Source organism: Vibrio sp. 10N.247.311.51 (assembly GCF_041467855.1).
GTDB classification, from domain to species: Bacteria; Pseudomonadota; Gammaproteobacteria; order Enterobacterales; family Vibrionaceae; genus Vibrio; species Vibrio coralliirubri.
This window is the reverse complement of the sequence record NZ_JBFSVK010000032.1, coordinates 14,059-31,327: the sequence shown is the minus strand read 5'-3', so window position 1 is coordinate 31,327 and position 17,269 is coordinate 14,059. Positions and strand designations below refer to the sequence as shown.

The 17,269-nt window shown below is 44.8% G+C and carries 17 protein-coding genes; 14 read left to right on the top strand and 3 right to left on the bottom strand.

The annotated features are described in order from the left end of the window. The first annotated feature begins 175 nt into the window (after positions 1 to 175). From ftsY to glpG, 6 genes are all read left to right on the top strand, one after another. Complete coding sequence (gene ftsY / locus AB6E85_RS22115) at positions 176 to 1,423, top strand: signal recognition particle-docking protein FtsY (protein WP_372144313.1); 1,248 nt, start codon at positions 176 to 178, stop codon at positions 1,421 to 1,423. A 78-nt stretch (positions 1,424 to 1,501) separates the two neighbouring features. Further along, a complete protein-coding gene (gene ftsE / locus AB6E85_RS22110; RefSeq protein WP_004736585.1) occupies positions 1,502 to 2,179 on the top strand; it encodes a cell division ATP-binding protein FtsE in 678 nt (225 codons plus the stop codon). Next, on the top strand, positions 2,166 to 3,134 hold the full coding sequence (ftsX, locus tag AB6E85_RS22105) for a permease-like cell division protein FtsX (protein WP_372144323.1): 969 nt from the start codon (positions 2,166 to 2,168) through the stop codon (positions 3,132 to 3,134). The genes ftsE and ftsX overlap by 14 nt, the downstream gene beginning before the upstream one ends. 177 nt (positions 3,135 to 3,311) lie before the next feature. After that, complete coding sequence (gene rpoH / locus AB6E85_RS22100; protein ID WP_017055518.1) at positions 3,312 to 4,169, top strand: RNA polymerase sigma factor RpoH; 858 nt, start codon at positions 3,312 to 3,314, stop codon at positions 4,167 to 4,169. A gap of 440 nt (positions 4,170 to 4,609) precedes the next feature. Beyond that, a complete protein-coding gene (gene glpE / locus AB6E85_RS22095; protein WP_017061039.1) occupies positions 4,610 to 4,930 on the top strand; it encodes a thiosulfate sulfurtransferase GlpE in 321 nt (106 codons plus the stop codon). A gap of 58 nt (positions 4,931 to 4,988) precedes the next feature. Beyond that, entirely contained in the window at positions 4,989 to 5,831 is an 843-nt protein-coding gene (gene glpG, locus AB6E85_RS22090) for a rhomboid family intramembrane serine protease GlpG (protein WP_061040012.1), read from the top strand. Between the two features lie 87 nt (positions 5,832 to 5,918). On the opposite strand, the gene AB6E85_RS22085 is transcribed toward glpG, so the two are convergent. Beyond that, positions 5,919 to 6,326: a flagellar basal body-associated protein FliL gene (locus AB6E85_RS22085; protein WP_048610748.1), complete on the bottom strand. Its 408-nt coding sequence runs from the start codon at positions 6,324 to 6,326 to the stop codon at positions 5,919 to 5,921. A 162-nt stretch (positions 6,327 to 6,488) separates the two neighbouring features. Here AB6E85_RS22085 and AB6E85_RS22080 point away from each other — a divergent pair, with 162 nt between their 5' ends. After that, the gene (locus AB6E85_RS22080) at positions 6,489 to 7,031 is read left to right on the top strand and encodes a chorismate lyase (protein ID WP_197279040.1); all 543 of its coding nucleotides are present in this window, start codon (positions 6,489 to 6,491) and stop codon (positions 7,029 to 7,031) included. Further along, positions 7,032 to 7,886 carry a 4-hydroxybenzoate octaprenyltransferase gene (gene ubiA, locus AB6E85_RS22075; RefSeq protein ID WP_050645419.1) on the top strand — a complete coding sequence of 285 codons (855 nt, stop codon included), beginning with the start codon at positions 7,032 to 7,034 and terminating at the stop codon, positions 7,884 to 7,886. 103 nt (positions 7,887 to 7,989) lie between these two features. On the opposite strand, the gene plsB is transcribed toward ubiA, so the two are convergent. Then, positions 7,990 to 10,413, bottom strand: a complete 2,424-nt coding sequence (gene plsB / locus AB6E85_RS22070) for a glycerol-3-phosphate 1-O-acyltransferase PlsB (RefSeq protein ID WP_372144310.1) — start codon at positions 10,411 to 10,413, stop codon at positions 7,990 to 7,992. Between the two features lie 220 nt (positions 10,414 to 10,633). Between plsB and AB6E85_RS22065 the strand changes: the two genes are divergently transcribed. The 4 genes from AB6E85_RS22065 (at position 10,634) to dinF (ending at position 14,159) form a co-directional block, all read left to right on the top strand. Further along, positions 10,634 to 10,996 (top strand): diacylglycerol kinase, encoded by a 363-nt coding sequence (locus tag AB6E85_RS22065; protein WP_048615036.1) that lies wholly within the window; start codon positions 10,634 to 10,636, stop codon positions 10,994 to 10,996. A 94-nt stretch (positions 10,997 to 11,090) separates the two neighbouring features. Next, the gene (gene lexA, locus AB6E85_RS22060; RefSeq protein ID WP_019820514.1) at positions 11,091 to 11,711 is read left to right on the top strand and encodes a transcriptional repressor LexA; all 621 of its coding nucleotides are present in this window, start codon (positions 11,091 to 11,093) and stop codon (positions 11,709 to 11,711) included. 96 nt (positions 11,712 to 11,807) lie between these two features. Then, positions 11,808 to 12,686 carry a class I SAM-dependent methyltransferase gene (locus AB6E85_RS22055; RefSeq protein WP_372144308.1) on the top strand — a complete coding sequence of 293 codons (879 nt, stop codon included), beginning with the start codon at positions 11,808 to 11,810 and terminating at the stop codon, positions 12,684 to 12,686. Between the two features lie 117 nt (positions 12,687 to 12,803). Further along, positions 12,804 to 14,159 carry an MATE family efflux transporter DinF gene (gene dinF / locus AB6E85_RS22050; RefSeq protein ID WP_372144306.1) on the top strand — a complete coding sequence of 452 codons (1,356 nt, stop codon included), beginning with the start codon at positions 12,804 to 12,806 and terminating at the stop codon, positions 14,157 to 14,159. Positions 14,160 to 14,342: 183 nt separating this feature from the next. Here dinF and sthA read toward each other — a convergent pair whose 3' ends face one another. Further along, a complete protein-coding gene (sthA, locus tag AB6E85_RS22045) occupies positions 14,343 to 15,743 on the bottom strand; it encodes a Si-specific NAD(P)(+) transhydrogenase (protein ID WP_017061048.1) in 1,401 nt (466 codons plus the stop codon). Positions 15,744 to 16,070: 327 nt separating this feature from the next. On the opposite strand from sthA, the gene fabR reads away from it, so the two are divergent. Both fabR and AB6E85_RS22035 read left to right on the top strand, forming a co-directional pair. Next, a complete protein-coding gene (gene fabR / locus AB6E85_RS22040) occupies positions 16,071 to 16,712 on the top strand; it encodes an HTH-type transcriptional repressor FabR (protein ID WP_010438693.1) in 642 nt (213 codons plus the stop codon). Further along, complete coding sequence (locus AB6E85_RS22035; RefSeq protein ID WP_004736696.1) at positions 16,712 to 17,083, top strand: YijD family membrane protein; 372 nt, start codon at positions 16,712 to 16,714, stop codon at positions 17,081 to 17,083. Before fabR ends, AB6E85_RS22035 begins: the two co-directional genes overlap by 1 nt. Positions 17,084 to 17,269 lie beyond the last annotated feature (186 nt).

Below are 17,269 nucleotides of genomic sequence, written 5' to 3'. Positions count from 1 at the left end.
CGTGTATTAAATAAATTTGCAATGACAAAGTGTATCAAGCTAAAAGCAAACTTATCACTGCTTTGTCATTTTTCTTTACTATTCGTTTGTACAAGCTTGTATTGTATAACAATAGCAAAGAGTCGACGTGTATTAAGTCAATACAGCTAATTAGTAGATCTAGGAAACTCCTCTGATGACGGAAAAAAAGAAGCGCGGATTATTATCGTGGCTTGGTTTTGGTGAAGAAGAACAAAGCCCAAAAACTCAGAATGAAGCGAACGTAGAAAACGTTGAAGATCAAACTGAAGTTGAATCACAAGTTGAGGCTGAACAGGTCGCGCCTGAAGCTGAACAAGCTAAGCCAACTGAATCTAAGTCAGTTGAATCTGAGCAAGCGCTTGAAGAGACTCAACAAGAGCAGCAACCTGTCGCAGCAGAAGCAGAAGCAGAAGCAGAAGCAGAACAGGAAGAAGTGGTTGCTCCTCAAGCTAAGGTTGAAGAAGTTCAAGAAAAGCCAACAGAAAGCTTCTTTGCTCGCCTCAAGCGCAGCCTAAGCCGCACTAAAGCAAACATCGGTGCGGGTTTCTTTGGTCTGTTCAAAGGCAAGCAAATCGATGATGACCTGTTTGAAGAGCTAGAAGAGCAACTTCTGATCGCTGACGTGGGTATGAATACCACGGTTAAGATCATTGAAAACTTGACAGAAAAAGCATCTCGCAATGACCTAAAAGACGGTGAAGCGCTTTATGGTCTGCTCAAAGAAGAGATGGCAGATATCTTAAGCCAAGTGGAACAGCCACTGGTTGTTGATACTACTAAAACACCTTACGTTATCTTAATGGTGGGTGTGAACGGTGTCGGTAAGACAACTACGATCGGTAAGTTGGCGAAACAATTCCAAAATGAAGGCAAGAAAGTGATGCTAGCAGCGGGTGATACCTTCCGTGCAGCAGCCGTTGAACAGCTTCAGGTTTGGGGTCAGCGTAACGATGTGCCAGTTATCGCTCAGCACACGGGTGCGGACAGTGCGTCTGTTATCTACGATGCGATTGAAGCCGCGAAAGCACGTGGCGTTGATGTTGTGATTGCCGATACGGCAGGTCGTTTGCAGAACAAGAGCAATCTGATGGAAGAGCTGCGTAAGATCGTTCGTGTAATGAAGAAGATTGATGACTCTGCACCACACGAAATCATGCTAACGCTCGATGCAGGTACAGGTCAGAATGCTATCAGCCAAGCGAAGCTGTTCAGTGAAGTGGCTCCAGTAACGGGTATTACACTGACTAAGCTAGATGGTACGGCGAAAGGTGGTGTCATTTTCTCAATTGCTGACCAGTTCCAGATCCCAATCCGCTACATTGGTGTGGGTGAAGGTATCGATGACCTGCGTCCATTTGAATCTAAAGACTTCATTGAAGCACTATTTAGCCGCGAAGAGTAACGCGAGTAGCAAAGTGGTTTATCCTTAATCTGCTACCGTTTTTAAATTTGATATTAGTGATCGTAAGAGGAATTTTCGGTGATCAAATTTCAGCAAGTGAGTAAAGCCTACCGAGGTGGAAGACAAGCGCTCCAAAAAGTGGACTTTCACCTGAAACGTGGAGAGATGGCTTTTTTGGGTGGGCACTCTGGGGCTGGTAAAAGTACCTTGCTGAAGTTGATCTGCGCGATAGAGCGTCCAACCGATGGACGTGTCTGGTTCAACGATCACGATATCACTCGTATCCCAGCCAAAGACATTCCTTTCTTACGCCGTAATATTGGGATTGTTTTTCAAGACCATCGCCTGCTGATGGACCGTTCGATTTTCGATAACGTCGCTCTGCCTATGCGTATTGAATCTATTTCTGAAAACGAAATAAAACGCCGAGTCAGTGCTGCGTTGGATAAAACCGGTTTATTAGATAAAGCCCGTTGCTTGCCAAGCCAACTTTCGGGTGGTGAACAACAACGCGTGGGTATTGCTCGCGCTGTGGTTAACCGTCCAACTCTGCTTTTAGCCGATGAGCCTACCGGTAATCTAGACCCTGAATTATCTAACCGTGTGTTGCGATTATTTGAAGAATTCAACCGCGCAGGTGTGACGATCATCCTAGCGACGCACGATATCGGGTTAGTGAACACTCGCCCTCAGTACCGCCATCTTGAATTAAACCAAGGATTTTTGAGTGAGGTTGAAGACTATGGCCGCGAATAAGCGCATCAAGAAACCTCAATCTAATCGAGCAGCAAACCGCGCTTCAAGCGACGGCTTCTTTGTTGTTCACTGGAAACAAGCCAAGTCATCGTTCTCGCAAATGTGGCAGCGTCCGTTAGGCAACTTGCTGACCCTTGCGGTGATCTCTATGGCGTTGGCGATGCCTGCTTGTTTGTACCTATTGGGTAAAAATGTCGGTGAAGTAGCGCAAGATGTCACTAGCCCGTCACAAATAAGTGCTTATGTAGAGGATGGTATTCCTGAGCCACGAGTAATGGTGCTTAAGGATGAAATCGAAAGTTGGGATCAAGTTGAGCTGGTGGAGTACATTTCTCCGCAGCAGGGGCTTGCAGACCTCAGCCAGTATTCTGGTTTTGAAGACGCCCTAACCATCCTCGACGATTACTCACTGCCAGGTGTGCTGGTGATTACGCCAAGCGTACACAGCGATACCCTAATCAAAGAACTGGCAGGCACAGTTAAACAACAAGAATTAGTCACCGATGTTCGCCTAGACGAAGATTGGTTAGCGCGATTAGATGCGATCAAAGCATTAGCAGCGGTCATCGTGATTACCTTAACGGTATTGATGTTGGGCGCGGTATTTCTGATTATCGGCAATACACTACGATTTAATGTGTTGGCGCATAAAGAAGAGATTCAAACCATGAAGCTGATTGGTGCGACCGACAGCTACATTCTTCGACCATACCTTTATGCTGGGATGTGGTTTGGCGTTTTAGGTTCGATTAGCGCTTGGATAATGACGGCATTGATTACCGTATTACTGAACAGCGCAGTGGATGACTTGGCTCAGTTATACGACAGTCACTTCCGTTTAATTGGCCTGAGTTGGGATGAATCTTTACTGCTTTTGATCGTCGGAACCCTGCTTGGTAGTGTGGCTGCGAAGCTTTCTGCACAGCGTCACCTAAAAGAAATTGAACCAGTTTAGGTGAATAGAGTCATATTTAGACGAAAAATAGGCACTTCTTAACCAGTTTTTGCCTTGTATAGACGAATTGATTATGCATAATTACTTCCCCCTCCTTGAAACCTGTTCATTTTAGGTTCAAGATTGTCGGGTTTTAATAGATGTATTACTCCAGATCAGAGATTGATGAGGAACCGAATGGCAAACCAAGCGTATCAAATGGCTTTAGTCACACAAGATAGTTTAGATAGCTATATCCGCTCAGCGAACAGCTACCCAATGCTGACACCTGAAGAGGAACGTGGACTTGCAGAGCGATTACATTACAAAGGTGAGATCGACGCTGCGAAAGGCTTGATCCTTTCCCACCTACGATTCGTGGTGCACGTTGCAAGAGGCTACTCTGGCTACGGGCTGCCAATGGCTGATCTTGTCCAAGAAGGTAACATCGGCTTGATGAAGGCTGTTAAGCGCTTCAATCCAGAAGTTGGTGTTCGTCTCGTCTCGTTTGCTGTTCACTGGATCAAAGCTGAAATCCATGAATACGTTCTACGTAACTGGCGTATCGTTAAAATTGCGACCACTAAGGCACAGCGTAAACTGTTTTTTAACCTTCGTAAGTCTAAAAAGCGTTTGGGTTGGTTCAATAACGGTGAAGTTGAGACGGTTGCTCGTGAACTGGGTGTTGAGCCTTCAGAAGTTCGTGAGATGGAATCTCGCTTAGCGGCACAAGATGCGACGTTTGAAGCGCCTATGGACGATGACGATGGCGGTTCTGCTTACACTGCTCCAGTTTACTACCTAGAAGACAAAGCGTCAGACGTTGCTGAGACGGTTGAAGCGGCTAACTGGGAGTCACACACCAATAATCGCCTAGGGCTAGCACTAGCAAGCTTAGACGAGCGTAGCCAACACATTGTTCGCTCACGTTGGTTAGACGACAACAAGGCAACCCTGCAAGACTTAGCGGATACCTACAGTATCTCAGCTGAGCGTGTTCGCCAGTTAGAAAAGAATGCGATGAAGAAATTGAAACAAGCCGTTGGTGATTTCTAATAGCATCTAGTTTCTATTAGCTTCTACTTTCTAGTAGAGCTAACAAATAGCTGAATTTTGAAAAGGCCGAGATCGAGAGATCTCGGCCTTTTTGTTTTGGATCGATTTCTCAACTTTTGCGATCGAAATTTGCAAAATGATTTTGTGGATAACTCTGTGAGAAGTTTATTCGTCAGCTGTCTAAAAGCAGGGTGTAGTAAGGCTTTGGCGGGGTTTTTCGAGTGGGGATATGTTTCAGTTAACCCACAGTTAGATCAGGATCATTACTATATGTTGTGGATCTATTTTTTAAAAGACACTTTATTCACGCAATTCACAGATTTATCCACAAATGGTGTAAAAGTGATCGCTGGTGGATAACCTTATTAAGTGGATGTGAATGTTAGCCTTGGGATAGGTTACAATGGCAGCAAAGTAAATCAGTATAAAAAGAGAAAGTCATGGACCAGTTTAAACATATCGATGTTAAAGGCGCTCAAGCCCTCATCGAACAAGGCGAAGCTCGACTTGTCGATATACGTGACCCGCAGTCTTTTGCGGTTGCCCACCCAAAAACAGCCTACCACCTGACTAACGATACGATGGTGTCATTCATGGATGAGGTGGAGTTCGAACAACCTATCTTAGTGATGTGCTACCACGGCATCAGTAGCCAAGGTGCAGCACAATATTTAGTGAACCAAGGCTTTGAAGAGGTATATAGTGTTGATGGTGGTTTCGAAGCTTGGCATCGTGCTGAACTTCCAGTGATCGCAGGTTAATTACTTTCGTCACCTGAACCGCTTCAAGCATCCCTCATAGAATGAATAGGAAGTAACAATGATTAGATTGATGGTGTTAGACAATCCACGTCTTGCTCAAGCATTTATTGATTATATGGCCTCTCGTCAGATCCCTATTCAGATGTCTCCAGAGGGAGAAGGGCGTTTTGCTCTTTGGCTTCTTGATGGCCAATTTCAGGTTGAAACCGAAGCTGAGCTGAATCGTTTTCTGGCTGAACCCAATCATAAGCGCTATCAAGCGGCGTCTTGGGACATGGCAGAGACCAGAAAGAGCAACTTCCATTATCACACGCCAAGTTTCATGGGCATGATCAAAGCCAAAGCCGGCCCTGTGACACTGAGCCTGATGTTGGTGTGTGTGGTGATTTTTGCGCTGCAACAGATCGGTTTTGGCCAAGCTATTTTCAATGCCCTGCATTTCCCTGCAGTGGATGGACAGCAATGGCAATTGTGGCGTTGGCTGAGTCATGCCGTTCTGCATTTCTCTGTTATGCACATCGCATTTAATATTTTGTGGTGGTGGCAGTTAGGTGGAGACATTGAGAAGAAGCTAGGCAGCTTCAAGCTACTTCAGATCTTTGCTGTCTCTTCTGCGCTTTCAGGTGCTGGGCAGTATTGGGTTGAAGGGGCGAATTTCGGTGGTTTGTCTGGTGTTGTGTATGCCTTGGTTGGTTACTTATGGGTAGTTGGTGCGAAGGCGCCACAGCTTGGTTTAGGCATCCCAAGACAGATTGTCGGCTTTATGTTGGTGTGGTTGGTGCTTGGGTACATGCAGCCATTTATGGCTATCGCCAATACGGCGCATTTAGCTGGCCTAGCCGCTGGTGTGATTATTGGCTTTATCGATGCGATGAAAGCACCAAGCTCGGCAAGAAGCTAATTCATATCTTCTAATGAGTAGCCAAACGATAGAGACAAAAAAAGCGGCCCGATGAGCCGCTTTTTTATTGGGATTCGTTTTACATCATTACTGATAAAGGTATTTGGTAAACAGTAAATCAGCAATCAGGGTTTTACCTGTCTCTGGAAGCAAAATCTTGTTGAGGTGCTCAACTAAGGATTTTCTCAAGTCTTCACGGCCAGATAGAGACTTAATGGTTTCTTCGTTTTGTTTGCCAAGTAATTCAATCACTGCATCACGAATCAGTGGTTGGTGATGCTCAATAGCGGCCAAGTCGTTACTATTTGCCACCATGATGTCGAGGCGAACCTGAATGTAGCCCAGTTTTTTACCTTTAGTGTAAAAATTGGTGGTCAGGTCTGGCTCTAGCGTGAAGTAGGCGAGTTTAGCTGCCGACTCCTCTTCAGCGAAACTTGATGCTGAAAAGAGTAGGGTAATCGCAAGAAATATTTGGGCTACATAACGTTTGTGCATATTTGTGACTTTTCTTTAGTTTATTCGCGATATTCGAAACGCATTAGTCTTGTTACAATGAGCGGTCTAAATCTAAATACGTTTACAATTCGAAGAACGCTTTAATTTTGTTCGAAAGTTGAAGCTTTATTGTACGTGTAAAGCCACCTATTGAATACTAGTATGAATCAGCCAATATCGCTGTATCTTAATTCGTTAATGAATGTAGATTGGCAAAGTACAGAAACATTTGATTTTCCTAATGAAACCACCAAAGAGTGGCTGATGGAGCAAGGTTCTCTTTCCCGCAAGTTGGGGAAGCGCTGTCAGCACCTGTCTGTTGAGTTGCTTCATAATCAAGTTGTAGAACGCTCAATGCTACAACAGGACGAGGAACACCTTTTATCATCGTTTGATTGCTTACTGCGTAAAGTGATTTTAAAGGGTGATGATGAACCGTGGGTGTTAGGTCGAACCTTGATTCCCCGAGTCACATTAGAAGATCATCAGCACTCAGACCTTTCTCAACAAGGTAATGTCCCGCTTGGCTTGACCGTTTTCAGTGCTGAGAACGTGGAGCGAGATGCGCTGCAAGTCGGTTGGGTTATCGCAGGCGATGAGCGATTACTCGCGCGTCGTTCTCGATTATGGATGAACCATAAACCGATGCTTGTGGCTGAACTGTTTTTACCAACATCACCCATTTACTCTAAGGAGAGTGTGTAAATGCTTGCCACCAAAGCGAAGGCGTATTGGCAATTAACGCGAATGAATCGCCCGATTGGTACCCTGTTACTCCTTTGGCCGACCTTGTGGTCGCTGATTATCGCCGCGCAAGGTATGCCAGATTTTGATGTCTTGGTTGTTTTCGTACTCGGCGTAGTGTTGATGCGTTCAGCTGGCTGTGTGATCAATGACTTTGCTGATCGTAAAGTAGATGGTCATGTTAAACGTACCAAGCAGCGTCCATTACCCTCAGGTTTGGTTTCCAGTAAGGAAGCGATTCTGCTCTTTTTAGTACTAGCCGTAGTTTCATTCTTGCTGGTACTCACCATGAATCCACTGACCATCAAGCTCTCATTTATTGGTGTGGGTCTGGCGTTCATTTACCCTTTCATGAAGCGTTTTACTCATCTTCCACAGTTGTTTCTTGGCTTAGCGTTTAGTTGGGCGATACCAATGGCTTGGGCGGCACAAACCAATGATCTGCCAAGCATTGTGTGGTTTATCTTCGTGATTAACGCGTTGTGGACGATTGCTTACGACACGCAATATGCGATGGTTGACCGAGATGATGACTTGAAGATTGGTATTAAATCGACGGCGATTCTATTTGGTCGCTTCGATAAACTGATTGTGGGCTCTTTGCAACTCGTCACCCTAGCGATGCTGATTGCGTTAGGCATGCATTACCAACTAGGAGATACCTTCTATTGGGCATTGTTGGTAGCGGGAAGCTTGTTTGTGTATCAACAACATCTAATGCGCCACCGTGATCGAGACCTATGCTTCCAAGCCTTTCTAAACAACAACTATGTTGGAATGGCAGTGACAGCGGGCTTGTTCATTACCTTCTGGTAAGCATCAGCTTTTCGCGTTAACGAATGCTAAAGAAAAAGGCACCCATTGGGTGCCTTTTTTGATCGTGTTCGGTCTTGCTATTCAAGAGAATCCAAGCTGTTGATTACTCCGCTTGGTGTATACTCTCTTGAATCGTCAAACGTACTTCTGGGTAAAGCATTGAGTAGAGAAGCTTAGCGAATTGCTGAGTCTTGTCTAAATCACAGTTACCATCGTTATCTAGGTATTGCTGTTGTTTCAGAGTGGCGAACATCGACGCAAACACGCCTTTATCGAAGAACTCTGGTGCATTGATGCCTTGTAGACGACCAAGTCGCTGTGCAATGTCTTGGCTCTTCTGTTCAAGATCGGATTTATCCAGATCAGGATTCTCTGCCAACAGGTTCAGAGCAATAGAGTAGCGTTGTAGCGTCTCTGAAATCGTACGACCTAACAGCATCAGTGCTTGGCTGTTTGATTGGTTGATGGTGACTTCGTTATCAGAAACCACAAGCATACCTTGGTTAACCAGCTCTTCAATGATGTTAGAAACCACGCCTTCAAGCTTGTCTTCGTCGTAGCTTAGGAACAGCTCTTTCTTCAAGAACGGGTAGATAGCAGCAACGTTCTCTTGAATTGCGTCAATCGATAAACCACGCTGACGAATGGTCATTTGTGCAATTAACGATGGCAGAGCAAACAAGTGAATGATGTTGTTTCGGTAGTAGGTCATCAGAATGGACTGGTGACGGTCTAGCGAAATGATGTCGCCCATTGAGTCTGATTCAATCAAGAACTTGTTCAGTGACTCAGCATGTTTTACCAAATCTTCAGCGCTGTCTTTTGGCACAGTGAACGTTGCCGAATATGGAACGTTCTTAAGCAGAGACAGGTAGCAATTGATCTGAGAAACCAAAGAGTCACGAGACAATGCGCGCTGTCTTGAAGCCAATAGTGCCGTTGCACAAAGGGTCAGTGCATTGGTCGCTGCCGCATCGTTAATGTGCGTCATCATTTTGGTCGCCAAGTCATTAACCACCGGATTCATCCATTGTGGTTTGCTGGTACCCATTGGGTCGATGTCTTTGGTCCACTCAGGTGAGTGTTCATTCAGATATTGGTTAAGCTGAATCGGCTCACCGAAGTTCACGTAGCCTTTACCAAAGTTACGCAGCTTACGAATGGTACGAATCACTAAGCTCGCGTTTTCTTTCTCTTTACGCTTGCCTCGAAGTTCTTTCGCGTAAGTCGCTACTTCCATCACGTGTTCGTAGCCGATGTACACAGGAACCAAAGTCACCGGACGGTTCATGCCGCGCAGCATTGCTTGGATTGTCATCGCTAGCATGCCCGTTTTCGCTTGCAGCAGACGACCTGTACGAGAACGACCACCTTCGCTGAAGTACTCTACTGAGTAACCTTTAGCGAACAATTCCGCTAGGTATTCACGGAAAATCGTCGAGTACAGCTTGTTGCCTTTAAAGCTACGACGAATAAAGAACGCACCACCATGACGGAAAATAGGACCGGCAGGGAAGAAGTTCAGGTTGATACCCGCAGCGATGTGCGGAGGCACCATGCCTTCGTGGTAAAGCACATAAGAAAGCAGTAAGTAGTCCATGTGGCTACGGTGACAAGGCACGTAAACAATCTCGTGACCATCTTGAGCCAACTTACGAACCGTTGAAGCGTTGCTGATATGCAGGCCTTGGTACAACTTATTCCACAGCCAACCGAGAATCTTCTCACCACGCTTGATCAGCGAGTAAGAGAAGTTCGCAGCAATCTCGTCCATGATGTCTTGAGCTTCTTTGCTCGCTTTCTCGATCGAGATGTTCTTTGCTTGTGCTTCGTCTTCAATCGCTTTCTTGATCGCTTCTGATTTTAATAGGCGATCAAACAGAGCTTGGCGGCTTGGCAGGTTAGGACCTGATGCAGCAAGCTTTTGGCGAGAGAAGTGAATACGTGCCACGCGCGCCAGTTTGTGCGCGATGGTGCTGTCGGTGCCATGTGAATTAGCCATGTAGCGTAGAGAAACCACTGGGCTGAAACGAACCAGACAGTCACGACCGGCTAGCAACACCGCTTTTGATTTCTCTAAGCCGTTCATTGCTTGTAGGTAAGGCTTATGATTATTCTCTTTACCAGGTTTGCGCCCCCACAAAACGGTAGCAGGGATAACTTGAACATCGAGTTCAGAGTCGTCAGCGTGCAGTGAAAGCAATTCAGAGAACACTTCAATTGAAGAGCTTGGTACATAATCATCGTCTTGCAGTAGAGTTTTGCGAGAAGAAATGAAAACGTAGCGTTGCAGTGATTTGCCGTTGATTTCAAGCTTGCTCAACGGATCAGGTAGGCCTAATTCAAGTGCATGTTTTTGCAATGTAAGAATGTCGACACTTGAGCGAAACGGTAAGGCGTATACAATCGGTTTGCTCAAATCAATGTTCAAATCCTCAACAGGGTTTGAAGGAATTGATGTGCCCTTTACCAATACGGATAAAGGTAGCTTCATTAATGAACGTGAAAAAGATTGTCCAGAAGACATATAGGTTCACTGCCTCAATAGTTATTTCAATGTGCTGAAGCGTATCTCTATTTCTCTGATAAAAAGGATAAATCCTATGAGTGAAATAGGGATAAGCCTAGGCGTAAATTTAATCGATGCAAGAATACCAGAAACTGGTCTAACCTTTTAATGGAAATAGTCATATTGCCGTTAAGTTTGTGGAAAATCATTCATCGACTGATTGAGTATAGGGTTAAAAATGACCAAAAAATCAAACACCGGATTCAAACGCATCATCAAAGCAGCAGGCTTTTCATGGCAAGGCATTACGAGTTCGTTTAAAAACGAGGCTGCATTTCGACAAGAAGTGTTCATGGCAGCCGTGCTTATTCCGTTGGCATTTTACCTAGATGTAAGCCAAGTTGAGCGAATCTTGATGATCTCATCGGTGGTATTGGTGATGGTTGTCGAGCTAATCAATACCGCGATTGAAGCGGTTGTCGACCGAATCGGCAGTGAGCATCATGAGTTATCTGGGATGGCGAAAGATGTCGGCTCGGCAGCGGTTTTCATCTGTTTGGCACTCGCAGGTTATGTGTGGCTCGAGATCTTGTTTTTGTAATTTGCTAAAAATGAACTAAAAACAACCAATTGCTTTGCTTTTGTTCAGTTACTGGATATACTCACAGTCAACTGTATAAAAAGACAGGTGAATCATGAAGCCGTTAACGCCCCGCCAGCAACAAGTCTTTGACCTTATCAAAGGTAAGATCGAAGATTCCGGTATGCCACCGACACGAGCAGAAATCGCGCGTGAACTTGGCTTCCGTTCTGCTAATGCTGCAGAAGAACATTTGAAAGCTCTTGCTCGTAAAGAAGCGATTGAGATTATCCCGGGTGCGTCTCGCGGTATTCGTATTTTGCTTGAAGATGCAGCAAACGAAGAGCAAGGTTTACCATTAATCGGTCAGGTTGCCGCTGGTGAGCCTATCTTGGCTCAAGAGCATGTAGAAATGCATTACCAAGTTGATCCAGGCATGTTTAAACCACAAGCTGACTTCTTACTTCGTGTAAATGGCGAAAGTATGAAAGATATCGGTATTATGGATGGTGATTTATTAGCTGTTCATAAAACACAAGATGTCCGCGATGGTCAGGTTGTCGTGGCTCGTGTCGATGATGATGTAACGGTAAAACGCCTAGAACGTAAAGGTTCAACGGTTCTGTTACATGCTGAAAATGAAGAGTTTTCTCCAATCCATGTCGATCTAGAATCTCAACACTTGTCTATTGAAGGACTTGCGGTTGGTATTATTCGCAACACCGACTGGATGTAGTCAGTACAACAGCTTATTGATATTTATTCTCAATAACTTGTTATTGTAATTGATATTCATTATCATCTTCTTTGTCGAGATACAAGGAAGATGATGATGCCAAACCCAACCAAACCTCAAATGAAGCCGCTTACTCGTAAGCCGCGCTCCTCTGTTCAAAAGGCTTCTTTTGATCAAGGGTCTACACATCAAGAATTCCAAGTTCCGACGAACCTCGTTCAACATCTTTGGTTTCGCAGCCGAGAAAGCCTTGCCGATGACGGCCTAGTCTATGACCCTATCGCAGCTCAAGCCTGCAAGCGCTGCCAATTAGCACCAGAATGTCTTACTGGTGAACTCGACCAACAACAACTTCTCTACGCAACATTGACTCAGCTTTGTGACTCTCAAGTTCAACAATTTCTATCTCATAATCCAGATGCTTGGATTATCAATGTTGGGGCAGGCCTCGATACTCGTTTCTACCGTTTAGATAATGGCCGCTGTCATTGGGTTGAATTGGATGTAACTGAAAATCTAGTTTGGCGCCAACGCCTGTTCCACAAGAATGAACGCTACCGTTTGGAGTGTGGTTCGGTTGACGATCTGACTTGGTTGGATGAACTTAATATTCCAGAACAAGCCTCGGTGATGGTGGTGTGTGAACATGCTCTGCTCGACTGCAATGAACAACAGACCGCGAACTTCATTCAGTCTTTGAGCCGCTACTTTACTCATGCACACGCGTGTTTAGTCTTAGCTGGAGATAAAAGCTCAAGTACGTTGGGGCAAAAACTTGGTTCAGGAAAGTATGCGCATGGCCTATCTTCTCCAATAGACAGTGTTCTTAATTGGTTGCCATGGGCACAATGGGTAAAAGCGTTTTCTCCCCTAGACCAACAATGCAATCGTTGGAAATTGTGGCAGCGACTTCTTTGTAAGATCTCTCAGGTCAAAAAGCGTTTAACGCCGCAGTTAGTACTCGTTAAGTGGTAACCCTGGCGGTTCTGTATTTCGAGTAACTGAGTACATAGCCGGTATAAGTAAAATTCCACAACATAGTGAAAGCCCACCCACTAGGTTAAACTATCGCCTCTAATCTAAGAGGTGATCGTGAAGCTATTTAATCCCCAAACTATTTTTCAAACGCTATCCAATCAGGCGATGCATAAAAAAGTGCTGTTGCTCGCGATCCCGATGGTTCTCTCTAATATTACTGTTCCACTGTTGGGCTTAGTCGATGCGGCGGTTATCGGTCACCTCGAGCACTCTTGGTATTTAGGTGGTGTGGCGCTGGGCGGCACAATGATCAGCGTGACCTTTTGGTTGCTTGGTTTCCTGCGTATGTCGACAACAGGGCTAGCCGCACAATCTTATGGTGCGAACGATGGCAAGCAACTTGGCCTAGTCTTTGTGCAAGGCGTGACCATGGCCTTAGGGTTTGCTGGTGTCTTTTTGCTTTTACACAGTCTAGTCGCCGATTTAGTTTTCTCATTGAGTAGCGCCAGTGATCAAGTTAAGCATTATGGTCAGCAATATTTCTCAATCCGCGCTTGGAGTGCACCTGCCGCGCTGACTAACTTTGTTATTTTAGGTTGGTTGCTCGGGACTCAAAACGCCAAAGCGCCAATGTGGATGGTGATTATTACTAATATCACCAATATCGTTTTGGATATCGTTTTTGTTATCGGTTTAGGATGGCAGGTGGAAGGTGCAGCATTGGCATCTGTAATGGCCGATTATGCCGGTCTAACATTTGGCTTGATTTGTGTTTACCGAATCTGGGCAAAGAAACAGTTACCATCGCCATGGGATCTACTTAAGAAGACCAGCCATGGTTTGAGTCGTTTCGTGAAATTGAATCGCGATATCTTTCTTCGTTCATTGTGTCTACAAGCGACTTTCACTTTCATGACTTTCCAAGGCGCAAGCTTTGGCGATGATGTTGTTGCGGCCAATGCCGTGTTGATGAGTTTCTTAATGATCATCTCTTATGGGATGGATGGCTTTGCCTACGCAATGGAAGCGATGGTAGGTAAAGCGATAGGCGCGAAAGACAAAGATGAACTGAACCAGTCATTGATTGGTACTTTCTTCTGGAGCTTCAATATTTGTTTGGTACTGACCATAGCGTTCGCACTCGCTGGCTCGAGTTTAATCAATATGATCACCACAATCCCAGAGGTTAAGAGCCAAGCTGAGGTGTATCTGCCATGGCTGATTGCGATGCCATTGGTGTCTATGTGGTGCTTCTTGTTGGATGGTATTTTTGTTGGAGCAACCAAGGGCAAGGATATGCGCAATAGTATGTTTGTTGCGACCTGCAGTTTCTTCGTGATTTTCTACTTAGCATCAGGTTTAGAGAACCATGCACTGTGGTTAGCGATGCTGAGCTTTATGGCAATGCGCGGAATTGGTCTTGGTGTGTTGTTTGTTTCTCAGTGGAAGAAAGGGGAGTTTCTCGCTTAGCTCTGAGGACTCTGTTTGTGGAGAGTAAATGAGGCTGTACAGGTAAAGGGGTATTTAGAATATCATGATCTAATTACTATAAATACCTTAATATTCAATATCTTAAATAAAAACAGCAAGCGCATGGCTTGCTGTTTATGCATTTGGCCTATGGGTGGTCAAATACTCCTATTAGTTCTATATCTAGAATAAACGGTTGAGCCCGTTGAGTGCTGCAACGCGATAAGCTTCCGCCATCGTTGGGTAGTTAAAGGTCGTATTCACAAAGTACTCGATGGTATTTGCTTCACCTTTCTGTTCCATGATCGCTTGCCCGATATGGATGATTTCAGCGGCACGCTCACCAAACACATGGATACCTAAAATCTCTTTGGTTTCGCGATGGAACAGAATCTTCAAGCTACCAATATCTTTACCCGCAATTTGAGCACGAGCTAGGTGTTTGAATGAAGAACGTCCTACTTCATACGGTACTTTAGCTGCGGTAAGTTCTTGCTCGGTTTTACCAACAGAGCTGATCTCAGGGATGGTGTAGATGCCGGTTGGAATGTCTTCGATAAGGTGGCGTTCAGCTTCACCTTTCACAATTGCTTGAGCCACAAATCGACCTTGGTCATAAGCCGCGCTTGCTAGGCTAGGGTAGCCAATCACATCACCGACAGCGTAAACATGGTCTACATTGGTTTGGTAGTTGGTGTTTACTGAGACTTGACCACGCGAGTCCGCTTCTAAGCCAACAGCACCAAGGTTCAGTTTATCGGTATTACCCGTTCGGCCATTGGCATACAGTAGGCAATCAGCGCGCATCTTTTTACCTGACTCTAGGTGAATGATCACGCCATCATCAGTGCCTTCAATTTTCTCAAAGGTTTCATCGTTGCGAATCACGACGCCGCTGTTCCAGAAGTGATAAGAAAGTGCATCTGAGGTTTCATTGTCTAGGAATGACAAAAGACGGTCACGAGTATTGATAAGATCGGTTTTTACACCCAAACCGCGGAAAATCGATGCGTATTCACAACCAATAACGCCAGCACCATAGATGATGATGTGTTGCGGGTCGTGTTTAAGAGAAAGAATCGAGTCACTGTCGTAGATACGTTCATGTAGGAAGTCGACGTTATCTGGTTGGTAAGGGCGAGAGCCTGTCGCGATAACAAATTTGTCTGCACTGTAATGTTCTTCAGTGCCATCGCTTTGCATTACCGAGACAGTGTTGGTATCGATAAAACGTGCAGTACCAAATACCAACGTGCACTGGTTGCGGTCGTAGAAGCCTTGGCGTAATCGAGTCTGCTTGTCGATAACCGATTTAGCATGCCCCAGAATGTTGGAAAACGTTGAGTGAATGCTTTTGTTATTCTGACAAAACAGCGGATTGCTGTTGAATTCGATAATACGACTTACGGCATGGCGCAGTGCTTTTGAAGGAATGGTTCCCCAGTGAGTACAACCACCACCAACGCTGCTCTCTTTTTCAATGATTGCAACGTTCAACCCGGCTTTGGTTAATCCCATCGCTGCCCCTTCTCCTCCGGGGCCACTACCAATTACGATTACATCAAAGTGGTTGGAGTGCGGCATAGATATCTTCCTTGTTATATTTGATTAACATTGCTTTAGCGAGATTTTAACTGATTCTGTTCTCGGGTACATGAAAAGGGCATCAGAGAGTCGGTGGGATCACGCAGTGTTATCGAAAAAATAATATTTGGTATGTCGTATGTCTCCAAATGACAGTGTGGATATTGAAATTTTTTCTTCGAACGTATTTACTTCGGTACGTGAACAAAGAGGTATGTTTAGTGTCTTATATAACCAGAGTGCCTTATATAAATGAGTGATTCGCGTTATATTGAACAGAGTATTAGACATGCCTGTTTAGGCTGTAAAAGAAGAAATTGATAAAGTATGAAACCAATGGGCATTCGCGCACAGCAAAAAGAAAAAACTCGTCGCAGCTTAATCGATGCAGCATTTAGCCAACTCAGCGCCGATCGTAGTTTTTCCAATCTAAGCTTGAGAGAAGTCGCTCGTGAGGCTGGAATAGCACCGACTTCCTTTTATCGTCATTTCAAAGACATGGATGAGCTTGGCTTGACCATGGTTGATGAAGGTGGCTTACTGTTGCGCCAGTTAATGCGTCAAGCTAGACAACGCATAGTAAAAGAAGGCAGTGTGATTCGCACATCGGTTGAAACTTTTATGGAATTCATTGAAAGCAGTCCTAACGTATTCAGACTGTTATTGCGAGAGCGCTCAGGAACTTCATTTGAGTTTCGTGCAGCGGTAGCTCGTGAGATACAGCACTTCTCTGCTGAGTTAACCGAATATTTGATTACGACTGGCATGACAAGGGATGAAGCTTTCACTCAAGCGGAAGCCTCGGTTATCTTAGTCTTCAACTCAGGGGCAGAAGCATTAGATTTAGATCGACGTCAGCGAGATGAATTGGCTGAACGCTTGATCATGCAATTGCGAATGATGGCCAAAGGAGCTTTTTGGTATCGTAAAGAACGTGAACGTAACCGATTAAAAGGCGGGATTGAATAATGTCGAATGAAAATAATACTGTAAACCGTGGTTCTGAAAGAAAGACACTCGTACTTGCTGTTGTAGCCGGTGTGTGTGGTGATGCATTGTTATCTTGGGTAACAATGAGCGAAGTGGGCTTCTCTATTTTCCCGCTGATCGCTTTAGTTTTGGCAGTACAAGCGCTTTACCAAGAGTACCTAACTAACCCAGTATCTGAAGATATCCCACTAGTTGGTTTAGCTTGTTTCTTCGTGGGTGCATTTGGCCACTCGGCTTTTGTGAAAGCACAACACCCTGATGCAGGTTCAAACTTCTTTGCGATTATTGTCGCGATGCTGCTTTTAGCCTGGGTAGGTAAGAAGCTAGGCTTTATCGGTAAAACTGCTTAAACCAATCTACAAATAAAAAAACGAGCCAATTGGCTCGTTTTTTTGTATCTGCTGTTTGTCTTAGACCGAGAAAGCGAGACTTATGCTTTACGCTCTAAGAACACACCAGCTTCCATGTGGTGGGTAAATCGATATTATAATCTCAGGATGTCTCGTAAAATCCGTAATTGCTACTTATCTTTCTGT